We start from the raw sequence: 21138 nt of genomic DNA, 5'->3' as shown, positions 1-21138 counted from the left end.
CCCGGATGGAGCGAAGCGCAATCCGGGAGGTCTCGCCAAGCCGATAGATTCCCGGATTACGCTTCGCTCCATCCGGGCTACGACAGGAATGCCAATGCGCTTTGCCGCGATTGCCGACATCCATGGAAACCATCTCGCGCTGGAGGCGGTGTTCGCCGACATCCGCGCGCAGGGCATCGCCGACATCGTCAATCTCGGCGACATGTTGAGCGGTCCGCTCGACGCGCGGCAGACCATCGAGATCCTGATGCAGCTCGAGGCCGTGCACGTGCTCGGCAATCACGACCGCTACCTGCTCGACCGTCCGCCGGAGAAGATGGGTTCATGGGATCGTCCTGCCCATGCGCAGCTGAGTGCCGCGCAACTCGACTGGCTGCGGGCGCAGCCGATGACGCGCGTGTTCCGCGACCGGGTTTTCCTCTGCCACGCGACGCCCGACAATGACGAGGTCTATTGGCTCGACACCGTGCATCCCGACGGCACGGTCGCGCTGTCGCCGCTCGATCGCATCGAGCAGCTCGCGCAAGGCATCACGCAATCCCTGATCCTCTGCGCCCACACCCATCTCGCCCGCGCGGTGCGCTTGCGCGATGGCCGGCTGATCGTCAATCCCGGCAGCGTCGGCAGCCCCGGCTATCGCGACAAGCATCCGTTCCCGCATGTCGTCGAGGCCGGCACGCCGCACGCGCGCTACGCGATCCTCGAACTCACTGACGGTGCCTGGCAGGTGACGTTCCGCCAGATCGCCTACGACCATGAAACGATGGCCGCGCTCGCGCGCCGCAACAATCAGCCGGAGCTCGCGAACGCGCTCGCGACGGGATGGATCAAGTAGACGCCACCGCGTAGCCCGGATGGAGCGCAGCGAAATCCGGGGTTCGGGCTTGACTCGATAATAAGTGCGCTTATTATAAGCGCGCATATTAAAGAGGGAGCGTGCCATGAGCGACGAAAACACCTGGCGGAGCGAATACGCCATCGAGACGTCGGCGACCCCAGAGACGATCTGGAGCATCTTTCGCGATGTCCCCGCCTGGAAAAACTGGAACGCGGGCATCGAGCAGATCAACATCGACGGACCGTTTGCGACCGGCACCTGCTTCGTCGACGAAACACGGGTGGGCGATCTCGTCATCCTTGTCGCCCACCGCATCGAGCCGCTTGGACCGGCGCGCACGCGCATTGTCTACGCCGTCGATGCCCGCGGCCCGCAGGCCGCCGAGATCGGCCCGGCGGTTTCCGCCGATTTTCCCGAGGTGCTCGCGAGCCTGTCCAAACTGGCCGAGGGGGCGCGATGACGAAGCCGCCACTCCCGACCCGTCTGTCCGGACCCGCCGAAAGCCCGGGCTTCCTGCTCTGGAAGATCTCGAACGCCTGGCAACGCCGGCTGCGGGTGGCGCTTCAGCCTTACGAGCTCACCCATTCCCAATTCGTGTTGCTGGCCACGGCGACCTGGTTCGGCGCTGAGGAAACGCTGACCCAGGTGCGGCTCTCTCAGCTCAGCGGCATCGATCCGATGACCACGTCCCAGGTGTTGCGCGCGCTGGAAGCAGCAGGGTTGATCGAGCGGATCGATCATCCTCAGGACCCGCGCGCCAAGGCGATCACGGTCACCAAGGTGGGCCGCGATCTCGCGCGGAAAGCTGTCGTGGCAGTCGAAGACGCCGACGCCGCGTTCTTTAAGCCGCTGGCGTCCGACACCAAGCGACTGGTTGCGATGTTTCAGGCGCTCGTCGAAGGCATTGAGCGAGTTGATGAGTAGCCCGGATGGAGCGAAGCGCAATCCGGGAATCGTGCCACACGCGATGACGGCCCCGGATTGCGCTGCGCTCCATCCGGGCTACGGGCAAAACAAAACGGCCGGCAAGTTGCCGGCCGCCGCACAAATCTAAGTCGGTCGCGCCGCGGATCAGACCGCCGACGTGATCCACTGCTGCAGCTTCGCCTTCGGCGCGGCGCCGACTTGGCGGGAGGCCATCTCGCCGCCCTTGAAGATCATCAGGGTCGGGATCGACATCACGCCGTACTTCGACGCGGTCTTCGGGCTCTCGTCGACATTGAGCTTCACGATCTTGACCTTGTCGCCCATCGCGCCGGCGATCTCGTCGAGGGCGGGGGCGATCATGCGGCAGGGGCCGCACCATTCGGCCCAGAAATCGACGACGACAGGGCCGTTCGCCTTGAGCACTTCGGCTTCGAAATCGGCGTCGGAAACCTTGCTAACGGCCATTGGAGTACCTCACTCGGTTGAAAGAATCGGCGCGGTTGGGAATCGCGCCCGGGATCATGCCGTCAACCTATGAACGGCCCCTTGCCGGGTCAAGGACGCTCACACTGAGATGAAGGGATGCCAGCGCCGCGTCCAGCGCGGGGGCTGAAATCTCCATATATTCAAGGGCCTCGGTCCAGAGCAGGACGGCCCTGACAGGCTTTTGGGGATAAAGCCTCGATAGCACCGCCCGGTACAGCGCGAGCTGCCGGACATAGGCCGCGGGCGCCTCGGCCGCGCTTTTGGGCGCCGCCTGGTTGGTCTTGAAATCGACAATCAGGACCTCGTCCGGACGAACGACCAGCCGGTCGATCTGCCCCGATACCAGCGCCGGCGGTCGGCCCGGCCGCTCCAGCCTGCCGACGATGGCGACCTCGGCCCGGCTGCCGGCGGCGAAGACCGGGGCAAATCGCGGCTCGGCGATCAGCGCGAGCACCTTGCCGGCCAGCGCGGTGCGGTCGGCCTCCGCCCAGTCCGAGGCATTGCGCGCCATGAAGCCGAGCGCGGCCTCGCGCCGGCGTTCGGGGGCGATGTCGGGCAGCGACTGGAGCAGCCGGTGCGCCAGCGTGCCGCGTTGCAGCGCGCGCGCGCGCGACTGCACCGATTCGCCTGACCGCACCGAGCGGCCTTCCTCCGCCGACTGGCCCGAGGGGCGCACGGAATCGTCATCAAGCATCTCGCGCGGTGCCGGCGTCCGCAGCCAGTCCGGCAACGCGATCGTCTGGTCCACGGATGTCGTGGGCGTGCCGAGGGCAACGACGTCCTCCGGCCGGGCGAATCGCGTCACCTTGCCAAGCGGCGTCTCCACCGTCTGCTTCTCCAGGCCCGAGCCGGTGAGCCCGGTGTCGACCAAATCGTACCAGCTCAGCTTGCGGACCGTCCTCATATTGCCGGGCATGCAGCCGCCGACGATCAGCCGGTCGGCCGCGCGTGTCATCGCGACGTAGAGCAGGCGGCGGTATTCGTCCTCAGTCTCCTCGAGCATGGCCTTGCGCGCCTCGACGACCGGCTTGGGATCGTCGGCCTTGCGGCCGGCCCACACCACCACCTCGCCGCCATTGCCGCGCGGCACGTTGATCAGCCGGACCCGCTGCGAGTCCGCGGGCGACGACGTCGTGTCGACCATGAACACGACGGACGCTTCGAGGCCCTTGGCGCCGTGCACGGTCATCACCCGTACCTCGTCGCGGGAGATTTCCATGTCGCGCTTCACTTCGGTGTCGGCCGAGCGCAGCCAGGCCATGAAGCCTTGCAGCGAGGCCGGCGCTTTGCGCTCGTAGTTCAGCGCCAGCTCCAGGAACTCGTCGAGCGCGTCATTGGCCTCATGGCCGAGCCGGCGCAGGATGCGCGCGCGGCCGCCGTCGCCGCCGAGCAGCCACGCGTAGAAGGCGAACGGCGTCTCCTCGCGCGCGCGAGTCTCGCAGGCCTCGAGCCGGCGCAGTGCTGTGGCGAACTTCTCGCTCGTCGATGCGTGCTCGCCGAGCGCGCGGCGCAGCGAGCCCTTGCGGCCATGGGCAAGCTGAAACAGATCGTCGTCATCGAGCCCGAACAGCGGGCTCTTCAGCGCGACCGCGAGCGCGAGATCGTCTTGCGGCAGCAGCAGCGCGTCCGCAAGGTTCATCAGGTCGATGATGCCGATGTGCTCGGTGAGCTTCAGCCGGTCGGCGCCGGCGACCGGCACGTTGGCGTGCTTCAGCGCCTGGATCACGGCGTCGAACGCGTTGCCGCGGCGGCGGACCAGGATCAGCATGTCGCCGTAGCGCAGCGGCCGCCGTTCGCCTTCATGTCCGGTCAGCGTGCCGCTTTCGACCAGACGCTTGATCTCGGCCTGGATGCGGCGGGCGAGCTTGACCTCGGGGCTGGTGACGGCGACGCCGTCGAACGGGGCGCGCCAGCCCTCGATGTCCTGCCGATCGTCGGCTTCAGCCAGGTCCCACAGCTCGATCACGCTGGGAGCTGCATCGGCAAGCGCATTGTGCAGGGGATGGCCGATCTCGACCGAATGGATGCTCTTGTAGATCGCGGGGTCGCGGAAGACGTGGTCGACCGAGTGCAGGATCGCGGCACCCGAGCGGAACGAATAGGTGAAGGCGACCGGATCGAATTTCAGCCCGGCGGCGGTGAACTTGCGGTGCAACTCGCGCCGGCGCGCGTCGAATTCTCGGGGCTGGGCACCCTGAAAGGAGAAGATCGACTGCTTTTCGTCGCCGACGGCGAAGATGGTGCGGTTCAGCCCCTCGCGCGCGCCTTCGCCCGCGGTGAACTCGGAGATGATGTGCGCGACGATGTCCCATTGCCGCGGGCTGGTGTCCTGGGCCTCGTCGATCAGCACGTGGTCGACGCCGCGGTCGAGCTTGTAGTGTACCCAGCCCGAGGAGACGCGGTTGAGCATCGCCAGCGTCTTGTCGATCAAATCGTCGTAGTCGAGCAGCCCGCGCTCCTGCTTCTCGCGCCGATAGTTCGCGGCCGCCGCGGTCGCGATATGCAGCAGGGCCGCCGTGCGGTCACGCATCGTCACCGCACGGCGCTTCTCGATCAATCCACAGATGCGCTGCGCCTCGTTCTCGAACAGGCGGGCGACGGAGGGGTTGTGATCGCAAAACTTCCTGGTCAGCACCGCCTTGCGCGGCAGCTTCTCGTCAGTGAGGAAGACGCCGAGATAGGCATCGACCTGCGCGCTGCCGGAAAAGGCTTTTGCCTCGCGGAGCCGGCTGGCCTGGTCGTTGTCGGACTTGCTGCCATCTTCCAGCGCGAAGGCGATGTCGTCCCAGCGCGATCGCGGCAGGAACGGACCGTCCAGAATCTCCGTCTCGACGTCCTCGATGCGGTCGCTCGCATCAACGCCCAGCACCGCCGCCATCTGCGCGGCGGCAGCTTCTGCGTTGCCGGCCTCGTCCGTCCAGGCCATGAAATGATCGCGGCTCAGACAAGCCTCGCGCACGACCTCCTTGAAGGTGACGTCGGCGGCGCTGGCCATCGCGGTCAGCAGCGCACGGCCGGTGACCGTCTCCGGGTCGCGTGCGGCCTCCAGCAGCACCTTCAGATTGGCGCGTTCCATCATGTCGGTCTGGTCGCGCTCGTCGATGACGGAAAAGCGCGCCGGCACGTTGGCCTCGAACGGAAACTGCTGGAGCAGGCGGGTGCACAGCGCGTGGATGGTCTGCACCTTCAATCCGCCGGGCGTTTCCAGCGCGCAGGCGAACAGCTTTCGCGCTTCGCGTCGCAGCTTTGCGTTGGGATGCGGGATGCCGACGGCAACAATGGCCTTCGTGAGCGCATCATCGTCCAGCGTCACCCAATGGCCGAGCGTGGTGAAGACGCGCTCGGCCATGTTGGCGGCGGCGGCCTTGGTGAAGGTGATGCAGAGGATCTTTTCCGGCGGCACGCCCGACAGCAGCAGACGGATCACGCGCTGCACCAGCACGTGGGTCTTGCCCGAGCCGGCATTGGCCGACACGAAGGCCGATGCCGCTGGATCGGATGCGCGCGCCTGCCGCGCGCGCACTTCATCGGGGATGGGACGCGGCGCCTTCACCATTCCTCGATCCCCAGTCCGCCCGCCGCCGACCACTCCTTGATGCGGGCGAGGTCGTCATAGGTGCCGTAGCGGTTGGACCACATCGGCAGGTTCAGCGAGGTGTAGGCTTGGTTCTCGTCCTCGAACGCGCGGATCAGCGCTTCCAGCTTGGCCCGGGCCTCAGCGGCAGCCGTATCCGGCGGCTGCGCTTCGTCGCCTTGCTTGAACTTGAGCTCGAGGATGCGCTCCTCGCCGGGCGGATTGTTGCCGCTCAGGCGCACATAGACGAGCTGGCTAACGGACGAACCTGCGTCGATGTCAGGGAATCCGCCCTCGCGCAGGATCGCGGCTTCCAGCGTCAGCTGCGGCGACAGGCCCATGCGCACCTGCTTGCCGGTCGGCGGCTGACCGGTCTTGTAGTCGAGGATGGCATAGCTGCCGCCCTGGCGCCGCTCGATGCGGTCGGCGCGGGCGGAGAGCTGGAAGCTGCGGTCGTGGTCGAGCCTGATCGAGATCTCGCCCCGCGTCTCCGCGGTGATCGACTCGATCGCATCACGCCGTACCGTCTCCCATTCGCCAAACCAGCGCGCGATGCGCTGGAATCGAGGCCACCACAGCGCGCGCGCCTCGGGACGCTCCATCAGCGGCGCGAAATACTTTTCGCCGATCGCGCGCAGCACGCGCGCGGGATCGGCGGGCAGGCGCGTCGCATAGCTTTCCGTGAATTCGCCGAGCGCATCGTGGATCGCCGAGCCGCGGTCGGCGGCCGACAGCGGCATGTCGACGGGATCGAGCGCATCGAGCCGCAAAATGTGCTTGGCGTAGATCGTGTAGGGATCGCGCAGCCAGTCCTCGATCGCGGTCACCGACATTTTCAGCGGCCGTGTCGCGCGCGGTGGCCGCGGTTCGGGTTGCTTGATCGGCCTGACCTCGTCGGGCTGGTCCAGCGTAGCAGCGAACTGCACGTATTTCTCGCCGGCGCGAATGGCCGCCTTCCAGCGATCGTCGCCCGCAACCGCCTCCAACCGATGCAGGAAGCGCGAAGCCACCGCCGGCGCGCCGCCGGCCTTGGCGGAATGGGTGAGGATCACCTCATCTCCGCCGAGCAGTTGTGCGAAATCGTGGGCGGAGAGGCCGATGCGTCGCTCCGGCAGATCGAGGCCGAGCTCGTGCCGCATCGGCCGGCTGAGCCAGGGATCGATACGCGGCGCCGGCGGCCAGACGCCCTCGATCAGGCCGCCGACGATGATCCGGTCGGCCTGCATCAGGCGCGATTCCAGCGGGCCGTAGATCTGGAGCCGCGCCCCCGGTCTGTCACGCCGCCGGACCGCGCGATCGCCGAACGCGGTCTGGAAGACGTCGGGGTAATCTGGCTGCGGAACCATCAATCCGCTGGTCGTTCCGCCGCGCAGGAGATCGTCGAAGGCACTGGCGAGCGCGAGGCCCTCGCGCTCCTCGAAGGCCAGCGGGATGCCCTGCTCGTCGCGCGACAGCTCGATCATGATCTCGCGATGCCGATGCGCGAGCTCGGCGAAGTCATATGGCTTTGATGATGCGAGACTCTCGATCGGCGCCAAGGCTTGTCGCAAGGCATCGATCAGGGCCTGGATGCGATCGAGGTCCTCCGCCTTGAGACGTGCGCGCGGCTCGGCCTTGTGGAGCGCGGAGACCTCGCTGCGCCACAGCTTTGCCAGTTCCTCGCGAAAGCGGTTGAATTCACGCAGCAGGCCGGCCGTGCCCGCAGGCGGGCGCGTGCCGCGCAGGACGGCGAGCTCCAGACCTTCGATTGCTGCCTTCCATGCGCCAGGTAGCCGGCCGAGCCGGCACAGCGGATGCTTCAGCATCGCCAGCAGCGTCGGCGGCTCCAATCCCTTGGTCGCCGCTTCGGCCGCGAGGCGCGCAAAAACGCCGGCGGACGTTTCCATCAGCACGTCGCCGCCGGAATCGTCGAAGGCGAGATCCCATCGGGTGAGCGCAGCCATCACCCGCCGCGCCAGCGCGCGGTCCGGCGTCACCAGCGCCGCCGATTTGTCGAGGTGCCGGGCCTCGCGCATCGCGATCGCAATCGCCAGCGCTTCCATTTCGGGGTTGGGCGCCCCGACGACCGCGAGCCTCGTCATGCCGCCGGCGATCTTTGCCGCGACATCCGGCTGCTTCAGCCGGTCGTGCCAAACTTCCGTCTTGGCCGACGGCCGCATCGCTTCCGACGCGAGCAGATCGCGGCCGCCTTCCGCGGGCGGATGAAGCAGCTCGACGTCACGGCGCTTGATGCCGAACCGCTCCAGCAGCGCGTGCATGGCATATTGCGGATGGTTCGACGCCGGATGCTCCGCGAACTTGCCGAGCGCATCGCGGACGCCGCCGATGGTTCGCCAGGCGTCCTCGTCGAGATCGGTGTCGAGCCCCGGCAGCACCACCGCGCCATGCGGCAGCGAGGCAACCGCATGCAGGAATTTCGCCGTGGCCGGCATCGAGCCGGTCGAGCCGGCCGCGATCACGGGTCCATGGGGATGCGCGGTCAGGCGCCTCGCTTCCGCCGCGATCAGGAGATCGCGCCGCGCCGCGGGCTCGATCCGGTTGATCTCGGCGAGATGGCCGGGCCAGGCGATGCGTGCGATGCGCAGGAATTCCAGTGAGTGCTGCCAGTAGCGATCGAGCTGGTCCGGCACCAGGCCATCGAGCGCGCTCCAGTCGACGCCGCGCGTCACCATGTCGTCGATCAGGCGCGCGAGGTCGCCGGCGAGAGCCAGCGTCGAGGCAGGGCCGCCAACCACCAGCGGCGACAGCACCGGGCCCTTGGCCCAGGCGGCGACGAGCTGCGCCAGCGTCAGCCGCCGTTCGAGCTCGCCGAGCCGGGGCGGAATGTCGAGCGGCGTTGCGCCCGCGAACTGCTCGCCTTCATCGGCGAAGGCGAGCTCGTCCTCGTCGATGTCGCCGAGCGCGACGATGCGCGGCAGCACGACGGCGTCCGCCTTCATCTCGTCGAGGAAGATCTCGCGCACGACGCGCATGGCGCGCCGGGTCGGCAGGTAGAGCGTGGCGTCCGCAAGCCGCGCCGGATCCTTGCGCGCCGCGAATCCCTCGACCAGCCGGCCGTCGAGCAGGGCCGTGACGACCGTGCGCAGGAACGGAACTGAGATGGGAACACTGAAAACGCGCATCGGCTGCCTGATTCGGGATCAGGCGCCAATATAGGGAGGTGGACTCAAATGGTCATGGGCGGAGGTGAAGTCGTCCCCGCTGTTCGCCATCCTACGGTTCTGGCGGCTTGTTTCCCGCTGTCATCATCCGCGAAGGCGGATGATCCAGTATTCCAGAGACGGTCGAGATTCAGCCGAGAAGCCGCGGCGTACTGGATGCCCCGCCGGAGCCTGTCATCGGGCTCGCCGAAGGCGAGACCCGGTGGCGGGGCATGACAGCGCTGCGAGTGGCTGAACTCTACGCCACGCTCTCCAGAAACGCCTCTTCGGCGGCATGTACCGCGTCAGGCGTGCCGACATGCATCCAGACGCCGTCGAGGCGCAGGCCGAACAGGCGCTCCTGCTCGTTGGCGCGGTCGAACATCTTGGTCAGCGAGAACTCGCCCTGCGGCGCATCGGCGAAGATCGACGGCGACAGGATCGCCGCGCCGGCATAGACGAACGGAACGACCTCTTTCTCCTTGCGCTTGCGCAAGGCCCCGTCGGGCAGCATGCCGTAATCGCCGCGGCCGCTATAGCCGATGCTGGTCGCCGTCGGCGCCATCAGGAGCAGGATGTCCATCCGTGCGGGATCGAAGTTTTCGGCGAGCCGCGTCAGGTTGGAGCGCACGCCGTCGATCCACAGCGTGTCGGAATTGACATGGAAGAACGGTGCGTTGCCGAGCAGCGGCAGCGCCTTGACCACGCCGCCGCCAGTGCCGAGCACCTGGTCGCGTTCGTCCGAAATGGTCACGCGCGGTTGCTGGCGCGATGCGACGTGATCGATGATCTGGTCCGGCAGGTAGTGCACATTGACCACCGCCTCGGTCACGCCGGCCTGGCCGAGCTTGTCGAGCACGTGGTCGAGCAGGGGCTGGCCCGCCACCGGCACCATCGGCTTCGGCATCTTGTCCGTCAACGGACGCATGCGCAGGCCGAACCCTGCGGCGAGCACCATGGCTTTGGTCGGTTTGACGGACATCGTTTGCCTTCTCAGACTCGTCTTTCTCAGCCTCGGGGACTCAGAACCCCTGGAATTACTCTCGGAATTACGCTTGAAATTACCCTTGGAATTCGCGTTCGCAGCAATCCTAGCACGGCCCTCATTCAGCCGCACCGCATCTCAACCGCCTTAACCACCCGCCGTGACGGTTGTACGACGGGTGTGGCCGTTACGCCCCGACGGCTGCGGAACGGGCCTTTTTCTTCTTGTCGCCGAGCTTGAGGAAATTGACGCCGATCTGGTCGCCATTGACCCAGGCCAGCTCGCATCGCCGGTACGCGAGTCCGGTGGACGACAGCAGGAGAAAGAATTCCTTCAGATGCAGGCCTTCGACCGAACCGTCGATGGTCAGCTTGGCGCCGCTCTCGGAGACGTCCTCCATGGTGCAGTCGCGCCGCCACGTGCCGTCGATCCCCATCATCTGGGCCGGAATCCCGCGTTCGAAAACAACCCGGCTGTTGCCGCGCTGGTCCGTCTTTACCGCCATCTGTCCCGCTCCAGCCCCGCAAGTACCCGGCTGCCTCGCCGCCAGAATACCGACGTCTTGGCTAACAGCCGGTAAATCGGGCCCGAATCAGCCTTCAGGCAGCCCTTGGGGCGGCGGGACGCAGGCAAGATACCAGTCGCGCAAATGGGCGAGCGCGGGATGCGCCAGCGAACGCTGGAGATAGGTCCAGATCCGCGGCTGGTGGCGCAGATAATGCGGCTTGCCGTCGCGGCGGTTGAGCCGGGCGAAGGTGCCGAGCAGGCGGGTATTCCGCTGCGCCGACATGATGGCGTAGAGCTCGGCGAAACCGGCCGGATCGAAGCTCGCATCGGCGGCGCGGCGCGCCTTGATGTAGCGCGACAACAGCGTCAGCTCGAGATTCTCGGGCACGTCGATGCGGGCGTCCTGGAGCAGCGACACCACGTCGTAGGATCGTGGCCCCAGCACGGTGTCCTGGAAATCGATCACGCCGACGCGTTCGATGCCGGTGCGCATCCCGAGCCAGATCAAATTGGGCGAGTGAAAGTCGCGGATGATCCACGTCTTCGGCGCGGCCAGCGGCTTCTTCAGCAGCTCGCGCCACATCGCAAGGAATTCCGCGCGCTTCGCCTCGCTCAGCGGCGCGTTGCGATCGGGCAGATACCACTCCGGCATCAATCCGATTTCGATCAGCATCGCCTCGGCGTCGAAGACCGGAATGGCGTAGGTCTGCCCGTCCAGCGGCAGCGTCTCCGGCAGCGTCTTGCCGTGCAGCACGGCCAGCACATCGGTCGCGGCCTCGTAACGCTCGGCGATCGGGCGCGGCGGGTCGCCTTCGATCACGCCTTCGCTGCCAAAATCCTCGGTGATGAGGAAGCCCTGGTCGAGATCGCAGTGATGGATCGCGGGCGCGGAGATGCCTTGTGCGCGCAGGCCTTCGTCGATGGCGACGAAGGGCCTGACGTTCTCGGCGAGATGCACCGCGGCGCTGTAGGATCTTCCGTTGTAGAGCGCCGCGCCGTCGGGGCGCTGCGGAAAGTTCATGAGGATGACGATCTCGTCGTCGCGCACCAGCCGCGCGTAGGAGCGTGTCGAGGCGTCGCCGTTCATGCGCCGCCGCGTCGCGTCGAGATAGCCGGATGCGTCGAGGAATTCGCGCAGCGCTTTCAGGCGCGCGACCTGGGCTATGCCCTTGCCGTAGCCGGTGATGTCGGCGGCGCGCGCATTCGAGCCCAGAGCCGGACGATGCGTGAGTGCGATGTCGATGCGATCCGCGGGCATCGCCGACGGCGCACGCTCCGGCCATTCGATCAGGACAAGCGTGGCGTCCGGCAGCGGCGACAGCCCGATCTCCTCGAGCTCGCTCTCGTCCTCGACACGGTAGAGGTCGGCGTGCATGACCGGGAACGGCGGCAGCTCATAACCCTGCACCAGGGTGAAGGTCGGGCTCGGCACTTCCAGCGCGTCGTCAGCAGCGAGGTAGCGGATCATGGCGCGCGCGGCCGCGGTCTTGCCGGCGCCAAGGTCGCCCGTGAGCGTGATGACATCGCCCGGGCCGACCAGCAGCGCGAGATCGGCCATCAGTTGCGCGGTGGCCGTCTCGTTGTGAAGCGCGACGGAGAATGTGGTTGGCGCGCTCATTCGGCGGCGTCGCGATGCGCCGCCCGGTCGGTCGGGAAGTCGCAGATCACGACCGTGCCCCTGCCCACGATCGAATCCACCCGCACCTTGCCGCCATGCAGCTCGACGAAGGAGCGCACCAGCGACAGGCCGAGCCCGGCGCCGCGGTGACGCGACCCCTGCGAGCGGCTTTCGAACCAGTTGAACACCTTGTCTTTCATGTCGGCAGGTATTCCAGGCCCGGAATCTGTCACAGTGAAGACCACACTGTGCTCGGTGCGGCGCGCGCTGAGGCCGACAGTGGAATCCTGTGGAGAAAACCCGACGGCGTTGGCGAGGAGGTTATAGAGCACCTGCACCACGCGCTTTTCGTCGCCGATGAAGCTGCCGATATCGGGCGCGATCTCGACCTTCAGGCGGATACGGTCGGTGGCGAGCCGGTCCTGGATGCCTTCGGCGGCGAGCTCGATGGCCTTGCTGACGTCGACCGGCCCGAGTTCCAGCTTCATCGCACCGGCGTCGATGGTGGCGAGATCGAGGATGTTGTTGGTCAGCGCCAGCAGCGCGTTGGTCGATTTGGTGACGTAGTCGAGATATTCGGCCTGTTTCGGCGTCAGCGGTCCGGTCGAGGGATCGCTGAGGAAATGCGCAAAACCGATGATGGTGGTGAGCGGCGAGCGCAGCTCGTAGGAGACGTGGTGGACGAAATCCACCTTCATCTGGTCGGCGGTCTCCAGCGCCTCGTTGCGCTCGCGCAGCGCGCGCTCGACGTTTTCGGTGTCGGTGATGTCCTGGAACGTCAGCATGGTCGCGCCGTCATGCAGCGGCCGGATCATGCCGTCGAGTACGCTGCCGTCCTTGCGCTCCAGCTTCAGCGGCACGTCAGCGCGGCTCTCGATCGAGGTGACGGCCTCGCGGATCTGCCGCCAGACCACGGGGTCGTCGAACAGCTGATGGCACCAGCCTTCGACGGTCTGGATGTGCGGCTCGTCGCGCATCGCGTCGCTCGACAGCTTCCACATCCGGACGAAGGCCGGGTTGAACAGCTGCGCCTTGCCGTTGCTGCCGAACACCGCGACGCCCTCAGCGAGGCTGTCCAGCGTCTCGCGCTGGACGCGGATCATGCCGTCGAAGCGGCGGGCGAGCTCGAGGCTCTCGGTGACGTCGTCGAACAGATAGGTGACGCCGCCTTCCGGGTTCGGCGTGGTGACGACGGAGAGGGCGCGGCCGTCGGGCAGGTACCAGGTGTCCTTGGCGGCCTCGACGGCGCGATACGCCTCGTGCAGCTTGGCCTTCCAGGCGCGGAAGTCGGGCTGCTCCGGCAGTTTTCGCGCGGCACGGAGCTGGTCCAGCACGCTGGAATCATCGGGATCGGCGTCGAGGAACGAGCGGTCGAGGTCCCACAGCCGGCGGTAGGAATCGTTGTAGAAGGCGAGGCGCCGCTGGCCGTCGAACACGGCGACGCCGGAGGAGAGCTGGTCGAGCGTGCGGCGATGCGCCTCCGCCATCCGCACCAGCGCCGAGCTCAGCGCATCCGCCTCGCTGGCGTCGATCGCGACGCCGACACTGCCGCTGCCGACATTGACGGCGCGCACGTCGTAGATGCGCCGCTCGCCGCCGATCACGATCGGCAGCCGGGAGGTGAAATTGGCCGCGTCCTTCAGGCCCCGTTCCATCGCGCTGCGGTCGGCGCTGTCGAGCAGCTCGAGCTTGCGCTCCTGGGCGTCTCTGAAGCTCGCAGCCTCGGTCGCGCGGACATAGGCCGGGTTGGCGAAAGTGAGCGCGCCGTTCTCGCTCTTGGCCCAGATCGGCCAGGGTGCCGCGGCAGCGAAGCCGCGCAGCATCTCGGTCTCGTCGGAGAGCGCCTTGTAACGCAGATTGGTCTCGGCCAGATCGCGGCGGAGGCCCGAGAGTTCGCGAATCCTGACAATGGCCTGGCCGCCGATGGCGCGGCCGATGGCCTCCAGCGTATGGCCATGCGCGGTGGTCAGCGTCAGCTGGAACCCGTCGCCGCGGTCGCGCAGCGCATCCACAGCGTGGTCCATCTGGAGGGCGGGTTCCGGCGGCAGCCAGGTTCCGAAGGCGAGCACGCGCTGCGGGGAGGAGTCGCGCGGCAGCACCATCGAGATGTCGCCGGAAATCTGCGCGCGATGGTCACCGGCCGGCCAGGAGATCAGGATCTGCGGCTCGGCGAACAGCAGCGCGCCGAAACGGTCGGCCTGGAGTTGCAGTTCCCCGATCCGCGCGCGCAGCCGCGCCTCGCTCTTCGCCGTGCGCACGCGCGTGCGCATCAACAGGATCGCGGCCACCACCGAGAAGCCGAGCAGCGCCAGCGCGGTGGCGAGCACCGCGAGTTCCTGCCGGTTGAAGTCCAGCAATTCTGAAAGTGTGTCGACAAAGTCGGCGGCCTCAGCCGGCGCAGCCGGCAGCAGCGCCGCGAGAGCGCTCCCGATCAGGCCGTTGCGCACGAGCGATGTGCACGACAGCAGCGTCCGACGCATCGACACGATCACGCCTGACATAGTTGCCCCAAGATCGCACGAATTTGCGCGCGGCGACCCCCGTCGCGCGCGAATCAAACGACAATACCCTCACCGCGACTCCAGCGGTAAGAGTCCAGATCGTGAACGCAAAGGCGGTCCCACAAAAATGCCGGGTGCGCGGTTCCCGGTTCACGTAGTTCTGCGGTGATTCGGCTGGAGTTACCGTGTGTTAGCGGCCGGTCGAGCCGAAGCCGCCGGCGCCGCGATCGGTCGCAGACAATGTCGCCACGGGAACCAGCGCGGCCTGAACCACCGGCGCAATGACCATTTGCGCGATGCGCTCGCCGCGCTTGATCACGAAGGGGGCCGCGCCGTGGTTGATCAGGATCACCTTGATCTCGCCGCGGTAGTCCGCGTCGACGGTTCCGGGCGAATTCAGCACCGTGACGCCGTGCTTGGCGGCAAGTCCCGAGCGCGGCCGCACCTGCGCCTCGTGCCCGGGCGGCAATGCGATCGCAAGTCCCGTCGGCACCAGTGCATATTGGCCGGATGCAAGCGTCAGCGGCTCGCTGTCTGGAACCGCGGCCATCAGATCGAGACCGGCGGCCTCCGCCGTCTGATAGGCCGGCAGCGGCAGGCCCTCGGCGTGGGCGAGCTGTTGCAGTTCGACGGTGACCTTCGTGCTCAAGATGCGGACTCCAGGGATTTGTCGGTCACGCTCCTTGCGACATGCGCGACCAGTTCGATGGCGACCTGTTCCTTGGTCATCGCCGGCCAGGAATCAACTGCAATCTCTCCATCCCTGCGACTAATCAAATGCACGGTGTTGCGGTCGCCGCCCATCACGCCGGTCGCCGGTGAGACGTCGTTGGCGACGATCCAGTCGCAGCCCTTGCGGGCAAGCTTGGATTTGGCGTTGTCGATGAGGTGCTCGGTCTCGGCGGCGAAGCCGATCACAAGCGGCGGGCGCTTGTCGGTCAGCTTCGAGATCGTGGCGAGGATGTCGGGGTTTTCGACCAGCTGAAGCGGCGGCATGCCGGCCGAGGTCTTCTTCAGCTTCTGCTCGCCTTCATTGGCGACACGCCAGTCGGCGACCGCGGCGGCGAAGATCGCGATGTCGGCGGGAAGGGCCGCCTGCACCTGCTCCAGCATCTGCCGCGCCGATTCCACATGCTTCACCGTCACGCCCTGGGGGTCCCCAAGATCGACCGGGCCGCTCACCAGGATCACCTCGGCGCCGGCGGCCTGCGCGGCAGCGGCGATGGCAAAGCCCTGCTTGCCGGAGGAGCGGTTGGCGATGTAGCGCACCGGGTCGATCGGCTCGTGGGTGGGGCCCGCCGTGATCAGCACGCGCTTGCCGGCAAGCGGGCGCGGCACCGGCGGCCGCAGCAGGCGTTCGGCGGCAGCGGCGATCTCCAACGCCTCGGACATGCGGCCGATTCCGGCTTCGCCAGCTTCGGCCATCTCGCCAGAATTCGGTCCGATCAGCACCACGCCGTCGCGCTGGAGCAAGCCAACGTTGCGGCGCGTCGCCGCGTTGTTCCACATCAGCGGATTCATCGCCGGCGCCAGCAGCACCTTGCGGTTGGTCGCGAGCAGGATGGCGCTGGCGAGGTCGTCGGCATGGCCGTTCGCCATCTTGGCCATCAGGTCGGCGGTGGCGGGGGCGACCACGATCAAATCGCAGTCACGCGCCAGGCGGATATGGCCGGCGTCGAACTCGCTCTGGGGATCGAACAGGTCGGTATAGACGCGCTCATGCGAGAGGGCGCTGACCGAGAGCGGCGTGACGAATTGCTGCGCGGCCTTGGTCAGCACGCAGCGGACCTCGATGCGCCGCTCCTTCAGTCTCCGGATCAGGTCGAGCGATTTAAAGGCAGCGATCCCGCCGCCGATGATCAGGGTGACGCTGGCTTCGGGAAGGGCACCGGTGCGCTGAGGCGCCGGAGCGGTGGATGCCGCCGGCGGCACTGCAAACGGCGTCAGCGGCTCCTCACGGCCCTCGATCAGCTCCCGCAGGATGACCCGGACCTCTTCCTCGACGGACCTGTGGTTCTTGGCCGAACGCAGCCGCAGATAGGTTTTGACACCCTCGTCGAGCTTGCGGATGGTCAGGCTTGCCATGACGCCCCTCCATGCACGGAATGATGGCGATGCTATCACTCACATGATTGCAGTGCAATCATAGATTCCGGACGGCGATCAGGATCCCGATGAAGGTGGCGGCAATGATCCAGAGCGCCACGGTGCGCCAGCGGTTCTTGCGGCCTTCGCTGCGGCCCATCGCCGCGATGCTCTCCGGCGACAGCCGGATGCCCTCGCGCGTCATGGTCTCGAGCTGCTCGAGCACCGCGACCGAGCGCTGCGCGATGTCGGGCAGGCGCATCAGCACGCGGGCGAGATCGCCGCCGCCGGAAATCGCGCCCTGCACCCGGCCGATCGGTCCGAGATTGCGCTCGATCCATTCCCGCACCACTGGGTCGGCGACCTTCCAGATGTCGAGCCTGGGATCGAAGACGCGCGCGACGCCTTCGACCACCACCATGGTCTTCTGCAGCAGGATCAGCTCGGGCCGTGTCGTCATGTCGAACAGGCCGGTGACCTCGAGCAGCAGCGTCAGCAGCCGCGCCATCGAGATCTCCTCGGCGGTGCGGTTGTGGATCGGCTCGCCGATGGCGCGGATCGCTTGCGCGAAATTCTCGACCGAGTGGTGCGCAGGCACGTAGCCCGCTTCGAAATGCACCTCGGCGACGCGGCGATAATCGCGCGTGATGAAGCCGAGCAGGATTTCGGCGAGGAAACGCCGCTCCTTCATCCCGAGTCGGCCCATGATGCCGAAATCGACCGCGACGAGGCGGCCGGTATCGTCCAGGAACAAATTGCCGGGATGCATGTCGGCATGGAAGAAGCCGTCGCGCAGCGCGTGGCGCAGAAAACTCTGGATCACCTTGCGGCCGAGATCGGGCAGATCGACCTGGGCTTCTTTCAGGCGCTTGTGATCGTTCAGCGCGATGCCGTCGATCCACTCCATCGTCAGCACGTTATGCGTGGTGCGGTCCCAATCGACGGTCGGCACGCGGAAATCAGGATCGTCGCGGGTGTTCTCCGCCATCTCCGACAGCGCCGCGGCTTCCAGCCGCAGATCCATCTCCATCGCGACCGAGCGCGACATGGTGTTGATGACCTCGATGAGGCGCAGGCGCCGCGCCTCGGACGAATAGGCCTCGGCCTTGTACGCGACGAAGAAGAAATCGGAGAGATCGCGGCGGAAGCGCGAGGCGACGTTGGGCCGCAGCACCTTGACCGCGACCGACTTGGAAATGCCGTCGCGCAGGACTTCCCCGCGATGCACCTGTGCGATCGAAGCGGCGGCGACCGCCGGGCCGAAGCTCGTGAACACGTCTTTCAGCGGGCGCTCCAGCGAGGTCGCGATCGCTGCTTCCGCTTCTTCCTGCGAAAACGGTGGCAGGCGATCCTGGAGACTTTCCAGATCGCGCGCCATGATGAAGCCGACGACGTCGGGGCGCGTGGCCAGAAACTGCCCGAGCTTGAGATAGGCCGGGCCCATCCGGGTCAGCGCGCGCGATAGTCGCGGTCCGTGCTTTGGACCGCGCCGTTCGATGATGCGCGCAAGCTTCAGCGCGAGCTGCCCGGGCGGCGGCACCAGGCTCGGATCGACCGAGCCGAACACGCCCTCGCGCGCGAACACGAACGCAGCGCGCATCAGGCGCGCAGTGTGGGTGATGGCAGAAATCACAAACGCCAGCCCGAATGCAGTGCGACGATGCCGCCGGACAATATCTGCCAGTTCACGCGGGCGAAGCCGGCGTCGCGGATCATGTCGGCGAAGGCGTGGGGCTTGGGAAACTTGCGGATCGATTCGACGAGATATTGGTAGGATTCGGCATCGCCCGTGATCATGCGGCCGAGCGGCGGGATCACCTTGAACGAGAACAGGTCATAGAGCTTGTCGAGGCCAGGCATCTCGACGGTCGAGAACTCCAGGCACAGGAAGCGGCTGCCGGGCCTCAGCACGCGATAGGCCTCGCGCAGCGCTAGGTCGATCTGCGGCACGTTTCGAATGCCGAAAGCGATCGTATATGCGTCGAAGCTGCGGTCGGCAAAAGCGAGCGCTTCGGCATTGCTTTCGACGAAATCGACCTGGGTCTCGAGATGGCGCTTGGCGGCGCGCTCGCGGCCCACGGCAAGCATGTCGGAATTGATGTCGCAGACCGTGGCGTGAAAGCCGGGGCCGCCCGCCTTGGCGGCGCGGAACGAAATGTCACCGGTGCCGCCGGCGACGTCGAGCAACGCGAACGGCCGGTCGCCCCTCGGCGGATCCAGCGCGTTGATCATGATGTCCTTCCAGACCCGGTGCAGGCCACCGGACATCAGGTCGTTCATCAGGTCATAGCGCGACGCAACGCTGTGAAACACATCGTTCACCAGCGTCTGCTTGTCCCCCAGGGGAACGTCCCTGAAGCCAAAATGCGTGGTTTCGCCCGGCCGATCCATTACTCTACTCCACGAGGCGGACCATAGCGTGCCCGCCGCAATGGCGCTATCACACCGCCCTCATAAGGTGAATGCCTGAACCATGCCTGAATTGCCCGAAGTCGAGACCGTCCGCCGCGGCCTTCAGCCCGTCATGGAGGGTGCGAAAATCGTCGTCGCGGAGGCCCGCCGGCCGGACTTGCGCTTTCCGTTCCAGCCGGATTTCGTGGCCCGGCTCCAGGGGCAGGTCGTCACCGGCCTTGGCCGCCGCGCAAAATATCTCATGGCCGATCTGGCCTCCGGCGACGTGCTCCTGATGCATCTGGGCATGTCGGGCTCGTTTCGCGTCATCAAACCGGACAATGAGGCCGCACCTGGCGAGTTTCACTATCCGCGTGGCAAAGACACCACCCATGACCACGTGCTGTTTCGGATGTCCTCGGGCGCCGACATCGTCTTCAACGATCCGCGCCGCTTCGGTTACATGAAAGTGATCGCGCGCAACGCGCTCGAAGATGAGCCGCTGTTGCGCGGCCTCGGCCCCGAGCCGCTCGGCAACGAATTCGATGCCGCGATGCTGGCGCGATCCTGCGAAGGCAAGACCACGAGCCTGAAGGCCGCGCTGCTCGACCAGCGCGTGGTGGCCGGGCTCGGCAACATCTATGTCTGCGAGGCCTTGCATCGCTCTCATCTCTCGCCGCGCAGGATCGCCGCGACGCTGTCGACCAGGAAGGGCGAGCCGACAGACCATGCGAAGAGATTGGTCGGTGCGATCCACACCGTGCTGAACGACGCCATCAAGGCCGGCGGCTCCTCACTGCGCGACCATCGCCAGACCACAGGCGAGCTCGGCTACTTCCAGCATTCGTTCAAGGTCTATGACCGCGAAGGCGAGACCTGCAAGACGCCTGCTTGCGGCGGCACGATCAAGCGCTTCAACCAGAACGGCCGTTCGACCTTCTGGTGTCGGAAATGTCAGAAATGACGCAGCACCGTAGCCCGGATGGAGCGTAGCGCAATCCGGGCTGGAAGGAGCCGTCATTGCGAGCGCAGCGAAGCAATCCAGAATCCCTCCGCGGAAAGACTCTGGATTGCTTCGCTGCGCTCGCAATGACGGGTGGATGGAGTCTCCGAAAAATACGAAGCAAAGCAATCCGGCCGGGCTGGTGGCCGGATTGTTTCGTCGCTGGAGCCTTCCGGATAGTGAAAAGCCGGCTGCCGCCTGAGCGATCGCCCCGCTCAGGACGCCAGTGTCGTGGTCTCGTCCGCCGCAAGCTCGGTGGCGGCATGCAGCATGCCGTCCGTGGCCGAGATGACCTGGTCGATCAGGACATTGGTCGTGGCGCTGAGCTCGAGCCGGGTCTCGATCCACTGCCAGAGGCCGCGGATCTCGTCCGCCGACTTTCCGTTCGGCGCGAATTCGCTGACGGCGAGGCCGCTGGCGAGTGAATCCTGGTGGTCGTTGCGCATCGCGATCAGGGGACGCGCGAGCACCTCGGTGAGATCGAGCGCGGCGTCCTCGGCGAGCGTGTTGGCGGCATTGTCGATGCGCTGGCCGCGGATCGGCGTCTGGTTCAGCACGAAGCTGTAGGGCCGCTTCCAGGCGCGTGCGACGCTCAGCGTCGAGGCGGTCGCCTCGATGTCGGCGACGCTCGGGCGGGCCGGGATCAGGCAGAGGTCGGAATGGCGGATCGCAGCGGTGGTCGCGGCGCTGAGGCCGGCTGCGGTGTCGACGATCGCAAGCTGCAGGCCGCTGTCAGCCAGCATGTTCAGGCGAGGCCCGATGTCGGCGGCGTGATAGATCGGCTCGACCACGAGATCCTCGGTGGTGCGACGGCGCAGCCAGTTGGACAGCGTGCCCTGCGGGTCGGTCTCGATCAGGCGGACGGTGAAGCCGGCCTGCTTGGCCGCCAGCGCGAGGCCGATGGCAAGCGTGCTCTTGCCGCTGCCACCCTTTTGGGTGGCCAGTACGATCGTGTGCATGGAAGATAAATCCTTTGGAGTGTCTGGGTCAGGAATACGCCACGCGAACGTGCATCGCTGCTGGATGCTGAGCTCTTCTCGCTCAGGACGTGCCGGCCCGATCCAAAGGGATCGCGGAAGTCCG

At 66.6% G+C, this 21138-nt stretch carries 16 protein-coding genes; 4 read left to right on the top strand and 12 right to left on the bottom strand.

Annotated elements, in window-relative coordinates:
- The first annotated feature begins 94 nt into the window (after positions 1–94).
- The 3 genes from XI08_RS22635 (at position 95) to XI08_RS22625 (ending at position 1762) form a co-directional block, all read left to right on the top strand.
- The gene (locus tag XI08_RS22635; RefSeq protein WP_271576028.1) at positions 95–835 is read left to right on the top strand and encodes a metallophosphoesterase family protein; all 741 of its coding nucleotides are present in this window, start codon (positions 95–97) and stop codon (positions 833–835) included.
- Positions 836–941: 106 nt separating this feature from the next.
- Complete coding sequence (locus XI08_RS22630; RefSeq protein WP_271576027.1) at positions 942–1298, top strand: hypothetical protein; 357 nt, start codon at positions 942–944, stop codon at positions 1296–1298.
- On the top strand, positions 1295–1762 hold the full coding sequence (locus XI08_RS22625) for a MarR family winged helix-turn-helix transcriptional regulator (protein ID WP_271576026.1): 468 nt from the start codon (positions 1295–1297) through the stop codon (positions 1760–1762). Before XI08_RS22630 ends, XI08_RS22625 begins: the two co-directional genes overlap by 4 nt.
- Before the next feature lie 147 nt (positions 1763–1909).
- Here XI08_RS22625 and trxA read toward each other — a convergent pair whose 3' ends face one another.
- From trxA to ubiE, 11 genes are all read right to left on the bottom strand, one after another.
- Positions 1910–2230 carry a thioredoxin gene (gene trxA, locus XI08_RS22620; protein WP_008540017.1) on the bottom strand — a complete coding sequence of 107 codons (321 nt, stop codon included), beginning with the start codon at positions 2228–2230 and terminating at the stop codon, positions 1910–1912.
- 67 nt (positions 2231–2297) lie between these two features.
- Complete coding sequence (addA, locus tag XI08_RS22615; protein WP_271576025.1) at positions 2298–5807, bottom strand: double-strand break repair helicase AddA; 3510 nt, start codon at positions 5805–5807, stop codon at positions 2298–2300.
- Positions 5801–8947 (bottom strand): double-strand break repair protein AddB, encoded by a 3147-nt coding sequence (gene addB, locus XI08_RS22610; RefSeq protein WP_271576024.1) that lies wholly within the window; start codon positions 8945–8947, stop codon positions 5801–5803. The genes addA and addB overlap by 7 nt, the downstream gene beginning before the upstream one ends.
- Positions 8948–9224: 277 nt before the next feature.
- Positions 9225–9947: a nucleotidyltransferase family protein gene (locus XI08_RS22605; protein WP_027546847.1), complete on the bottom strand. Its 723-nt coding sequence runs from the start codon at positions 9945–9947 to the stop codon at positions 9225–9227.
- A gap of 190 nt (positions 9948–10137) precedes the next feature.
- The gene (locus tag XI08_RS22600) at positions 10138–10455 is read right to left on the bottom strand and encodes a PilZ domain-containing protein (RefSeq protein ID WP_271576023.1); all 318 of its coding nucleotides are present in this window, start codon (positions 10453–10455) and stop codon (positions 10138–10140) included.
- A gap of 87 nt (positions 10456–10542) precedes the next feature.
- Positions 10543–12075, bottom strand: a complete 1533-nt coding sequence (gene tsaE, locus XI08_RS22595) for a tRNA (adenosine(37)-N6)-threonylcarbamoyltransferase complex ATPase subunit type 1 TsaE (RefSeq protein ID WP_271576022.1) — start codon at positions 12073–12075, stop codon at positions 10543–10545.
- Complete coding sequence (locus XI08_RS22590) at positions 12072–14576, bottom strand: sensor histidine kinase (RefSeq protein WP_271576021.1); 2505 nt, start codon at positions 14574–14576, stop codon at positions 12072–12074. Before XI08_RS22590 ends, tsaE begins: the two co-directional genes overlap by 4 nt.
- 190 nt (positions 14577–14766) lie before the next feature.
- Entirely contained in the window at positions 14767–15225 is a 459-nt protein-coding gene (gene dut / locus XI08_RS22585) for a dUTP diphosphatase (protein ID WP_271576020.1), read from the bottom strand.
- Positions 15222–16661: a bifunctional phosphopantothenoylcysteine decarboxylase/phosphopantothenate--cysteine ligase CoaBC gene (gene coaBC / locus XI08_RS22580; protein ID WP_271576019.1), complete on the bottom strand. Its 1440-nt coding sequence runs from the start codon at positions 16659–16661 to the stop codon at positions 15222–15224. The genes dut and coaBC overlap by 4 nt, the downstream gene beginning before the upstream one ends.
- Positions 16662–16719: 58 nt before the next feature.
- The gene (ubiB, locus tag XI08_RS22575; RefSeq protein ID WP_027546841.1) at positions 16720–18294 is read right to left on the bottom strand and encodes a 2-polyprenylphenol 6-hydroxylase; all 1575 of its coding nucleotides are present in this window, start codon (positions 18292–18294) and stop codon (positions 16720–16722) included.
- Complete coding sequence (ubiE, locus tag XI08_RS22570; protein ID WP_271576018.1) at positions 18291–19052, bottom strand: bifunctional demethylmenaquinone methyltransferase/2-methoxy-6-polyprenyl-1,4-benzoquinol methylase UbiE; 762 nt, start codon at positions 19050–19052, stop codon at positions 18291–18293. Before ubiE ends, ubiB begins: the two co-directional genes overlap by 4 nt.
- An 82-nt stretch (positions 19053–19134) precedes the next feature.
- Here ubiE and mutM point away from each other — a divergent pair, with 82 nt between their 5' ends.
- Positions 19135–20016: a bifunctional DNA-formamidopyrimidine glycosylase/DNA-(apurinic or apyrimidinic site) lyase gene (gene mutM, locus XI08_RS22565; RefSeq protein ID WP_027546839.1), complete on the top strand. Its 882-nt coding sequence runs from the start codon at positions 19135–19137 to the stop codon at positions 20014–20016.
- Between the two features lie 254 nt (positions 20017–20270).
- Here the strand turns inward: mutM and XI08_RS22560 are convergent, their stop codons facing one another.
- On the bottom strand, positions 20271–21014 hold the full coding sequence (locus XI08_RS22560) for a ParA family protein (RefSeq protein WP_271576017.1): 744 nt from the start codon (positions 21012–21014) through the stop codon (positions 20271–20273).
- Between the last annotated feature and the right edge of the window lie 124 nt (positions 21015–21138).

Source organism: Bradyrhizobium sp. CCBAU 11361 (genome assembly GCF_028128935.1).
GTDB classification, from domain to species: domain Bacteria; phylum Pseudomonadota; class Alphaproteobacteria; order Rhizobiales; family Xanthobacteraceae; genus Bradyrhizobium; species Bradyrhizobium niftali.
Note: the sequence above shows the minus strand (reverse complement) of the source record. Positions and strands in the feature narration are given on the sequence as shown.